This window comes from Mesorhizobium sp. M7A.F.Ca.US.002.01.1.1 (genome assembly GCF_004022955.1).
Classification (GTDB): Bacteria; Pseudomonadota; Alphaproteobacteria; order Rhizobiales; family Rhizobiaceae; genus Mesorhizobium; species Mesorhizobium ciceri.
The window spans coordinates 1-9408 of record NZ_RZQE01000221.1 but is presented as its reverse complement, the minus strand read 5'-3'; the positions used below and the strand labels follow the sequence as shown (position 1 = coordinate 9408).

Genomic DNA, 9408 nt, shown 5'->3' with positions numbered 1-9408 from the left:
CCTGGATGCTGGACAAGGTTAAGGGCGCCAGAAAGCGCGCCGAGAAGGGCGAGCTGCTCGCCGGCACCATCGACAGCTTCCTGATCTGGCGTCTGACCGGCGGCAAGGTCCACGCCACGGATGCCACCAACGCGTCGCGCACGCTGGTCTACAACATCGAGAAAAATGCCTGGGACGACGAACTGCTGTCGATACTGAACATCCCGGCAAAAATGCTCCCCGAGGTAAAAGATTGCGCCGATGACTATGGAATCACGGAGAAAAATCTCTTCGGCGCCGAGATAAGAATCCTCGGTGTTGCCGGCGACCAGCATGCGGCGACCATCGGCCAGGCCTGTTTCGAGCCGGGCATGATGAAATCCACCTACGGCACGGGCTGCTTTGCGCTGCTCAACACCGGCAGCGACCTTGTGCGTTCGAAGAACCGCCTCTTGACCACTATTGCCTACAGGCTGAACGGCAAGACCACTTATGCGCTGGAGGGCTCGATCTTCATTGCCGGCGCCGCGGTCCAATGGCTGCGCGACGGCATCAAGGTGATCGGCAAGGCCGCGCAAAGCGGCAAGCTGGCTGCCGAGGCTGATCCAACGCAAAACGTCTACCTGGTGCCGGCCTTCGTCGGGCTCGGCGCGCCGCATTGGGACGCCGAGGCACGCGGCGCCATTTTCGGGCTGACGCGCAATTCCGGGCCGGCGGAATTCGCCCGCGCCGCACTCGAATCCGTCGCCTACCAGACGCGCGACCTGCTCGACGCCATGCGTAAGGACTGGAAGGGAGCTTCGGCCAAGACCGTGCTGCGGGTCGACGGCGGCATGGTTGCGTCGGACTGGACCATGCAGAGGCTGGCCGACATCCTCGACGCGCCGGTCGACCGTCCGACCATCCTGGAGACGACGGCGCTGGGTGCCGCGTGGCTCGCCGGGTCGAAGGCAGGCGTGTGGCCGGATGCCAAGAAATTCGCGAAGAGCTGGGCGCTCGAGCGGAGGTTCCAGCCGGCCATGGATGGCTCCGCGCGCGCAGCCAAACTTGCTGGTTGGCGCGATGCTGTGCGCCGGACGCTGAGCGTGTAGTGAGCAGCCATCAGGGTGAGAGGAGAATGAAGCCAGACTGGTATCCTGCTTGGCGCGACGGCCGTTGAGCAACTGCATGCCAAGAATGACCGCTTGCATAGAGATTTTCGCCTCGGCAGTTGGTCACGCTATGACTATGACCTCACGGCCGGAAAGCTTCTGTTCTCGGATGAAGGAGGCGTCAAGATCGTCACTGAGATCCAGATTGCAGGCTCCACGAGCGCCAAGGCCAGCAATTGGCTGTGGGCTTGGGCAAATTCGAATTTGCCCAGCGAGCTTCTCAGCGACGCCAAGCTGGTTCGCTCCTTCGGCGAGAAGAACAGCATAGATGAGTTGGCCCAGGCCTATGTGCCCAACGCCGGCAATGACCTGGAAGCGCTGGGTTGGGAATTGACGGGAACAATGGTTCGAATTTGCCATGCTCTCGGTGCGTATCGCTCACCGCGTGGTGAGGGTGGAGCGCTCTATTTGATTTTCAAAAGTATCAGCTGGGCGAACTGACCAGCACTCTCGCGCCTGGGCACGTCGAAAAATGGCCCGCGCCGTTGCCGGCGCAGGCCATTTTTACTCGGTACTCACACTTCGGATCAGTAAGGCGAGCGGCACTCCCTGCGAGGGCCGTAATTCGGCTGGAACGTGTTGTCCGAAGTACGGTAGCTGCGATAGTGGTCGTAGCACCACTGGACGTGGGCGTTACCCCCGTAGACGCGGTTGTTTTCATTGTTGATGATTGCCCCGGTAATCAGCGCGCCGGTAGCGAAGGCCGCAAGCGGGAACCAATAATCGCCGTGACGACGGTAGCCGGGGCGATATTCGCGATAGCCGCGATGGCCATTCCAATACATGCCGCGATTGCGGGAAAAAGTGCGGTCACGCGAAAAATTGCGATTGTAGCGGTCCTTGCGCCACTCCCGGTACTGGACTGTCTGTACATCCGGCACCGCGACCTGGGACTGCGGCACATAGTTCGGTTGGGCATTAACCGACACCGCCTCCGCCGCAACGAATGTGGCGGAGAGAGCGGTCGCCAGCAGGCTCGTTGTGATTCTGTTCATTGGTCTTCTCCTCGATGGTTTGGCGGACGTCCCTGTGCCCGAAAAACGAGCGGCGCATACAATTGTTCCCCAGACTGGATGCCACCGTCAGGCATAAATGGCAGCGTTCCTTGGCCGTTCTCCCCCCGACAGCGCGTGGGACAAGTGCCGCGACAGGGCGAAGCCGCCCGTGTTTGCGAGACCTCTTTTTCCGGTTGACCGGTCGAGGCACTCTCCCTATGTTCCGCGCAATTTCGAGGGCCGCCTTTCGCCCGCGGGAGCGCGTAGCTCAGCCGGTAGAGCAACTGACTTTTAATCAGTAGGTCATGGGTTCGAATCCCATCGCGCTCACCATTGTTTTAGCGTTAAATATCAGCCACTTAGGATCTTTAAGTCTTTGAGAAAAGCAGCGACTGTGCGAGTTTTCACGGCCTGCACGCCCTACTCAAGGATCTCGCCACGGGCAACGCATGACAAGATCGTCCCACTTCGGATCGTTGATTCTACAAGTCTTTGATTTTGTTGAACGGCGGCGGCGACTCCCACCGCGATCCGACAGTCACTGCTGCCATTGATCGACCTTACCAACCGGGACGAAGCCGTCAGCGCTTCCAGAAATCGCGGTGCGGTGCGAGCATCTCGTCGGCGATTTCGGGGAAGGGGCCAAAGACCTCGATCTTTTTCTGGCCGGAGCCGAGGACGGTGCGCGAAGAGAGGCTCATCGTCGGATTCTCCGCGTGATCCCCGGTGAGCGCCAGGAGCTCGGTCTCCTCTACCCCGTAAACCAGCCGCCCGATATTGGCCCAATACATCGTGCCGGCGCACATCGCGCACGGCTCGAAGGTTGAGACCAGCGTGCATTGCCACAGGAACTCCGGCTCGTAGGCAGCCGCGGCGCGCCGGGCGAGCTCCGTCTCGGCATGGCGCACCGTGTCGAGATTGCCCTGCCGCATCAGCACGCGGTCATCCGGCCCGACCAGAACGCAACCAAAGGGATGATGCCCATGTGCCGCCGCCTCGCGCGCGACCGCGTCGGCGGATCGAAGGTGGGCGAGCATCTGATCGCGTGTCATGGCAAAACCCCGGGACGCCGACATCCACCCGATGAGCGGCTCTTTGATCCGAGATTGCTGCCAAGCGATGCGAGTGGCAAGAGCGAACCGTGGCTTGAGACCTTTGCGCCGGGATATCAGACCTTTGCGCTAGAATCGCCGACCGGTCTTGGCGTCGAACAGATGAGCACAGGCGCGGTCGATCTCGATGCGCATCTGCGCGCCTTGCTTCAGCGCAAGCCGCTCCCGGAATAGGCAGGAGATTTCCTCGCCGGCGCAGTCGACCCTGGCGAAGATTTCCGAACCCGTGGCTTCCAGAAGCACGATCGTGCCGGCAATACCCTGGGAAATCGTTGCTCGGATATGTTCGGGACGAATGCCGTAGATGAGTTCACCCACGGGAATTTTTGCCAGGTTGATGCCTTCCGGCAGCGGCAGGGTCAGCCCGCCGGTGCTGCGGAAAACGCCTTCCTCGACGCGGCCGGCAATGAAGTTCATGGCCGGCGAGCCAATGAAGCCGGCAACGAACAGATTGGCCGGACGGTCATAAAGGTCGAGCGGCGCACCGATCTGCTCGACAAGGCCGTCATGCAGCACGACGATCTTGTCGGCCATGGTCATGGCCTCGATCTGATCATGCGTGACGTAAATGGTGGTGGTGCCCAGCCGCTGGTGCAACGCCTTGATCTCGCCGCGCATCTGGACGCGCAATTTGGCGTCGAGATTGCTGAGCGGCTCGTCGAACAGGAAGACTTGCGGGTCGCGCACGATGGCGCGGCCCATGGCGACGCGCTGGCGCTGGCCGCCGGAGAGCTGGCGCGGATAGCGGTCGAGCAGCTTGTCGAGGCCCAGGATGCTGGCGGCCCTGCCGACGCGGCTTGCGGTGTCGGCCGGATCGGCTTTCTTGATCTTGAGGGCAAAGCCCATATTGTCGGCCACCGTCATGTGCGGATAGAGCGCGTAGTTCTGGAACACCATGGCGATGTTGCGGTCGCGCGCCCGCAGATTGTTGACGGTGCGATCGCCAATGGCGATCCTGCCGCCCGAGATCGTTTCAAGTCCGGCAATCATGCGCAGCAGCGTCGACTTCCCGCAGCCCGACGGGCCGACCAGGATGACGAACTCGCCGTCAGCGATATCGACGCTGACATCGTGGATAATCCTGGCCGTTCCGAAAGCCTTTTGCACGTTGTTGATTGTGACCGATGCCATTGGGTTTTCCTCGAAAAAGAGTGCGATGCCGTAGCGTGCCTTCAGCCGCCCTTGACGGCGCCCGCGGTCAGTCCGGCGACGATCTGCCTTTGTGCGAACATGGTCAGGACCAGTACCGGCAGTGTCACCACCAGGGCCGCGGCGGCGAGCGGCCCCCAGCTCACTTGCTCGTAGGAGAGCATGTTGTAGACGGCGACCGGCAGCGTGCGCGTCTCACGGCTGGCGAGCACCACGCCGAAGACGAAATTGTTCCATGAGAAGATGACGGACAGGATAAAAGCGACCACTATGCCCGGCTTGGCGATGGGCAAGGCGACCAGCCGGAACACCTGCCAGGAACTGGCGCCGTCGATGTTGGCGGCCTCTTCCAGTTCCATCGGGGTGGTCTCGAAATAGCCGATCATCACCCAGACGACGATCGGCACGGTCACCACCAGATGGATGATGATCTGCGGCCACAGCGTGCCGAGAATGCCGACCCATTGGAACAGCAGGAACAGCGGGATGAGATAGGAAAGCCCCGGCGTCATGCGGGCGATCATGATGACCACCGCCGATCGCTCGGCCTTGAGCCGCGCGATGCCATAGCCGGCCGGCACGCCGATCAGCAGCGCCAAAAGCGTCGCCGTGCCGGTCACCAGAACCGAATTCCAGAGATAGAGCAGGAAATTGTTCTCCTCGAACACTTTTGCATAGTTCGACCAGGCGAGATGTTCGGGGATCAGGATCGGCGGATAGGCGCCGTTGTCGATCTCGAATTTCAGCGACAGCGAGATCATCCAGAGGAAGAACAGGATCGCCGGCGAGACGAAGACCAGGGCCGCGAAGAACAGCCCGATCCGGTTGAGCAGTCGTGAAGTCATCTATTTGCCCTCCACGCCGATCCACTTCGAGCGCTGGCGCAACATCAGGAGGATGAAGGACAGGGCGACGATGACGATGAAGAACACCACGGCCATGGCCGAGCCATAGCCGATGTCGTAGTAGGAAAAGGCGGTGTTGTAGAGATAGATGTTGATGGTCTCCGAGGCCGTGCCCGGCCCGCCCTGGGTCATCGCGTAGATGATGTCGAAACTCTTCAGTGCGTCGATGGTGCGGATGATCACCGCGATCATCAGGAACGGCGCGATCATCGGCAAGGTGAGATAGCGGAATTGCTGCCAGGCATTGGCGCCGTCGATTTCGGCGCTTTCGAACGGCTCGCGCGGCACGGACGCCAGGCCGCCGAGCACGATCAGCATCACCAGCGGCGTCCACTGCCAGGTCTCGACCGCAACCAGCGACGGGATGACCGTGTTGGCGTTGAAGATCCATTCCTGCGCCGGAATGCCGACCAGCGACAGAAGATAGTTGAGGACGCCGAGCTGGGGGTGGAACATCATCGTCCAGACCAGCGCCACGGCGACCGGCGTTGCCATCATAGGCATCACGAAGACGCCGCGCAGCAGGCCACGCAGCGGAAACCTGGCGTCGAAGATCAGGGCGGCGATGGTGCCGAGCAACATCGGCGCGGCAACCGAAAGGAAGGTGTAGCTCAAAGTATGGAGAAGCGATTCCCAGAAGCGTTGGTCGTACGCCAGCCGCAGATAATTCTCCATCCCGGCAAAGCTTCGCGACTGGCCGAGCGTCCAGCGGTTGACGCTCATCCACAGCGTGAAAGCCCAGGGAAAGACGATCACGGCGCCGACGACGACGAGCGCCGGAACGACGAAAGGCCAGTAGTTGGGAGCCAGCCGGATCGTCTGGCTCCCTTCGATGGCTTGCGTCGTCACCCCGGTGCGTTCTGGGGTGGTGGCGGACATCAGCCTTGCTCGCTCCTGTCGAGGACCGGCTGGAATTGGTCGGTAGCCTTCTTCAACTCCTCGGCGGGATCAGCGCCGGCGATCAAATTGGTCAGCGCCACGCCGTAGATGTCGCGGAACTCTGTGACCGGGATGATGACCGGCAGCGATAGCCGGCTGACATTGCCGGAGCCGACCACCGCATCGAGCCAGCTTGCCGGCATGGTGACACCTTCGCGCACCTTTGGATCTTCGAGCACCGATTTGCGGAACGGTACGCCGGCGCCTGCCTGCAGCAGGCGCGCGCCCATGACCGGCGACACTGCCCACTGGCAGAACAGATAGGCGGCCTCCTTCTTCTCGCTGGTGGCCGTCACGCCGATACCGTCGCCGAAGGTGCCAGCCGCGTGCGCCTTGGGACCCTTGGGCATGACGCCATAGCCGACCTTGCCGACCACCCGCGATTTTTCCGGATTTTCCATCGGCGGGGCAAAGCCGACGCCATCGAACCACATGCCGATCTTGCCTTGCAGGAAGGCGGACTGCGCTTCGGCCCAGTTGAAGCCAGTGACGCCTGGAGGCGCGGATTTGGTCATCAGCCGCTGGTAGAGGCCGGCGGCCTCGATCGCCTCGGGCGACGTCGTGCGCAGCTTGCCCTGAGCGTCGAGTGGCGTCATGTCGTAGCCGAGCATGAGCGATGTCCACACCGGCGTGTTGGCGTTCTTGATGCCGCGGGCGACGAAACCGTAAGTATTGGTCGACGGGTCGGTCAGCGCCTCGGCCGCGGCCACCAGCTGCTCGAAGGTTTCGGGATATTTGAGGCCCTTGGCCTCGAACAACTCCTTGTTCCAGTAAACGATCCAGTAGTCGACCGAGAAGGGCAGCGAGCGCAGCACGCCCTGACCGTCCTTGGCGAACAGCATGCCGGCGTCGGCGAAATCGTTTTCGACCAGACCCGGATCGGTAAGGGTGGGGTCGGCGAGATAGCCTGATATGTCGGCAAGCCAGCCGCCTTTTTCGAACTGCCGCTTCTGCACATGGTAGCTCAGATGCACGACGTCGAAGCTCGGCTTGCCGGAGCTCAATTCGATCACCGTCTTCTGGCGCTGCTGCTGCTCAGGCGTTGCCTCGGCATTGACCTTGATCCCGGTCAACTCCTCGAACTCGGCGAGATATTTTATCAGGGTGTCGCTGCGCGGGCTTTTCACCAGATTGACGTCAAGCGTCGTGCCGGCAAAGCGCTTCCAGTCGACGGCCGCGGCAAAGCCTGGGCGAACACCCACAAGGCCGGCGGCGGCAAGTGCCGCGGTTCCCTGGAGGAGTTGCCTCCTGGTTGGGTTGAACAGATTGGACGACATTTCTTCCTCCCGGTTGCTGTCGTTGTCGAATGCGTCGCGACCGCGACGCGGCTCATGCTTCCTCAGATTTGCAGCGCCAGCCGGCGCGCCTTGTCGATGTGCAGGCTGATCGCCTCGACCGCCTTCTGCGGGTCGCGGCTTTCCATGGCTTCGATGACCGCAAGGTGCTCACGCATGACCGGCACGACGCGCCCGTCGATGCGGAAGCGCTCCTGATGGATCAGCCGGATCTTCACCGAGTTGACCAGATAGGCCTTGGCGATGATCTCGTTGCCCAGCGCATCGATGAAAGTGTCGTGCATCGCCCAGTCGATGCTCTGCGCCCTGGCTTCCATTTCCGGCGTCGGCGCCTGCGAAAGGGCTTGAGCCAGCATCTCCTCGTGTTCGCGCCGCAGGCGGGCAAGTTCGTCATCGGAAGCGCTGGCGGTGAACAGCGCCACCGCTTCGCGCTCCATGAACAGGCGGAACTGAAAAGCCTCGCGGATCAGGCTGATGTCGATATGGGCGATCTGCATGCCGCGCTGCGGGATCGTCGTCAGAAGCCCTTCGGCCTCGAGACGCGGCACGATTTCGCGAATGGCGCCGAGCGGCAGACCGGTGAAGGCGACCAGTTCGCGCTGCGATACGAACTGGCCCGGCAGCAGATCGCGGGCCAGCAAATGCCGCGTGAAGCTGGCATAGGCTTTTTCCCTAAGCGTGGTCGGCTCACTGCCGTCTTCCATTTCAGCGCGTATCCCTTTGCTGGTCAGGCTGATTCCCTGGCAAACAGCCCATGATAGGCGTCAGCCAGCTGTTGTCGCCCCTGCGAACCGATCGGCTCCAGCGGCGGACGGACCGCCAGCCAGCGGTCGTCGCTGGTCTTGCGCGCCACCATGACCTTCACCGCCGGCGTTACCGGGTGTTTGAGCAATTCGAGCACGAAACGCTCGACGCGTGTGTCGTCGCGTCCGTCCTCGGCCATGGCCCGGATTTCGCTGGTAACGAAATTGGCCATGCCAGAGATTGCGCCTTGAGCGCCAATTCGCACGGCTCGTGCCAGATGCCGCTCGTCACCGATCAAGATCACCAGATCGCCATGGGCGCCGAGCAGCGCCTCGCTGTAATCCCAATCCCCGCCGGAATCCTTGACCCCCGCAAGGACATCCGGAAAAGCCGTACGCAATCGGCCGATCAGGTCAAGCGAGAGCTGCACCATGGTGACCGACGGGATGTTGTAGAGCAGAACGCCACGGGCGAGGGGACCGAGCACGGCAAAGACAGTGGAAAACCAGCCGAAAAGACCATCGTCGCCGACATTCTTGAAGTAGCTCGGCGGCGCCAGCAGAATGTTGCGGGCGCCGCGCTGCAAGGCATGCCGGGCCTGCTCAGCGGCGTCTTCGGCCGCATCGACCAGCACGCCGGCAACAAGCTGATGCGGCAGGATGCCGGCGGCCAGCATGGCTTCGGTCACCGACCGCCGCTCCCCGGTGCCAACCGATGCGCCTTCGCCGGTGGTGCCAAAAAGCGTAACACTGGTGCACCCCTCCGCCAGGCAACGCTTGGCCTGGGCGACCATGAGGGCGGTGGCGATCTGCCCGGAGGCGTCAAAAGGCGTGGCAAGGGCGGCCGAAAGGCCAAAGCGTGATGTCACCGGAAGTCTCCGAAAGAGGTTCGGAGGCAGTGATATCTCACTAACATGTCAGTTGTAAATCTGGTTGCTGCGTTTTTTCTGCCCCCGGATGACGTGGGCGAATCTTCTTGCTGGGAAGCGAACAGCGTCACACCGGAGGTGTCGGTCAGACAGAAGAATCCCCAAACACCAGCGAAACATGTCCTCCCGCATGGCGCTCGAGCCGGCCGGCGAGGTCGAGTTCCAGCAGCACCATGAACACTTGGGCCGGGTGCAGGCGGGTATGGCGGGT

10 protein-coding genes, 1 tRNA gene and 1 pseudogene are annotated in these 9408 nt (G+C 62.0%); 3 read left to right on the top strand and 9 right to left on the bottom strand.

Annotated features, from left to right (window positions below; translation table 11 throughout):
* Both glpK and EN932_RS20620 read left to right on the top strand, forming a co-directional pair.
* The coding region (gene glpK / locus EN932_RS20625) for a glycerol kinase GlpK (RefSeq protein WP_128369024.1) at positions 1 to 1070 on the top strand (1070 nt) is incomplete at its 5' end.
* A gap of 93 nt (positions 1071 to 1163) precedes the next feature.
* Positions 1164 to 1571 (top strand): DUF6882 domain-containing protein, encoded by a 408-nt coding sequence (locus EN932_RS20620; RefSeq protein ID WP_224672845.1) that lies wholly within the window; start codon positions 1164 to 1166, stop codon positions 1569 to 1571.
* 86 nt (positions 1572 to 1657) lie between these two features.
* Here EN932_RS20620 and EN932_RS20615 read toward each other — a convergent pair whose 3' ends face one another.
* Entirely contained in the window at positions 1658 to 2125 is a 468-nt protein-coding gene (locus EN932_RS20615; protein ID WP_127370101.1) for a BA14K family protein, read from the bottom strand.
* 257 nt (positions 2126 to 2382) lie between these two features.
* Here EN932_RS20615 and EN932_RS20610 point away from each other — a divergent pair.
* Positions 2383 to 2458: transfer RNA gene (locus EN932_RS20610), tRNA-Lys, on the top strand.
* A 248-nt stretch (positions 2459 to 2706) separates the two neighbouring features.
* On the opposite strand, the gene EN932_RS20605 is transcribed toward EN932_RS20610, so the two are convergent.
* The 8 genes and pseudogenes from EN932_RS20605 to EN932_RS20570 form a co-directional block, all read right to left on the bottom strand.
* Positions 2707 to 3177, bottom strand: a complete 471-nt coding sequence (locus tag EN932_RS20605; protein WP_064995888.1) for a nucleoside deaminase — start codon at positions 3175 to 3177, stop codon at positions 2707 to 2709.
* A 129-nt stretch (positions 3178 to 3306) separates the two neighbouring features.
* On the bottom strand, positions 3307 to 4368 hold the full coding sequence (ugpC, locus tag EN932_RS20600; protein WP_127369499.1) for a sn-glycerol-3-phosphate ABC transporter ATP-binding protein UgpC: 1062 nt from the start codon (positions 4366 to 4368) through the stop codon (positions 3307 to 3309).
* A gap of 41 nt (positions 4369 to 4409) precedes the next feature.
* Complete coding sequence (locus EN932_RS20595) at positions 4410 to 5231, bottom strand: carbohydrate ABC transporter permease (protein WP_127385629.1); 822 nt, start codon at positions 5229 to 5231, stop codon at positions 4410 to 4412.
* Positions 5232 to 6170 (bottom strand): sugar ABC transporter permease, encoded by a 939-nt coding sequence (locus EN932_RS20590; protein ID WP_127370202.1) that lies wholly within the window; start codon positions 6168 to 6170, stop codon positions 5232 to 5234. It abuts the gene before it with no gap.
* Entirely contained in the window at positions 6170 to 7507 is a 1338-nt protein-coding gene (locus EN932_RS20585) for a sugar ABC transporter substrate-binding protein (RefSeq protein WP_027161536.1), read from the bottom strand. The genes EN932_RS20590 and EN932_RS20585 overlap by 1 nt, the downstream gene beginning before the upstream one ends.
* A 62-nt stretch (positions 7508 to 7569) precedes the next feature.
* Positions 7570 to 8229 (bottom strand): GntR family transcriptional regulator, encoded by a 660-nt coding sequence (locus EN932_RS20580; protein ID WP_064995846.1) that lies wholly within the window; start codon positions 8227 to 8229, stop codon positions 7570 to 7572.
* A 23-nt stretch (positions 8230 to 8252) separates the two neighbouring features.
* Complete coding sequence (locus EN932_RS20575; protein ID WP_127370137.1) at positions 8253 to 9137, bottom strand: dihydrodipicolinate synthase family protein; 885 nt, start codon at positions 9135 to 9137, stop codon at positions 8253 to 8255.
* Between the two features lie 145 nt (positions 9138 to 9282).
* Positions 9283 to 9408, bottom strand: a pseudogene (locus tag EN932_RS20570) (DNA-protecting protein DprA); the annotation flags it as partial.

What these genes read in the sequence shown, in the direction of transcription:
- EN932_RS20615 (WP_127370101.1), bottom strand. Translation starts at nt 2,125, where the DNA reads ATGAACAGAATCACAACGAGCCTGCTGGCGACCGCTCTCTCCGCCACA.
- EN932_RS20585 (WP_027161536.1), bottom strand. Translation starts at nt 7,507, where the DNA reads ATGTCGTCCAATCTGTTCAACCCAACCAGGAGGCAACTCCTCCAGGGA.
- EN932_RS20590 (WP_127370202.1), bottom strand. Translation starts at nt 6,170, where the DNA reads ATGTCCGCCACCACCCCAGAACGCACCGGGGTGACGACGCAAGCCATC.
- EN932_RS20605 (WP_064995888.1), bottom strand. Translation starts at nt 3,177, where the DNA reads ATGACACGCGATCAGATGCTCGCCCACCTTCGATCCGCCGACGCGGTC.
- EN932_RS20580 (WP_064995846.1), bottom strand. Translation starts at nt 8,229, where the DNA reads ATGGAAGACGGCAGTGAGCCGACCACGCTTAGGGAAAAAGCCTATGCC.
- ugpC (WP_127369499.1), bottom strand. Translation starts at nt 4,368, where the DNA reads ATGGCATCGGTCACAATCAACAACGTGCAAAAGGCTTTCGGAACGGCC.
- EN932_RS20595 (WP_127385629.1), bottom strand. Translation starts at nt 5,231, where the DNA reads ATGACTTCACGACTGCTCAACCGGATCGGGCTGTTCTTCGCGGCCCTG.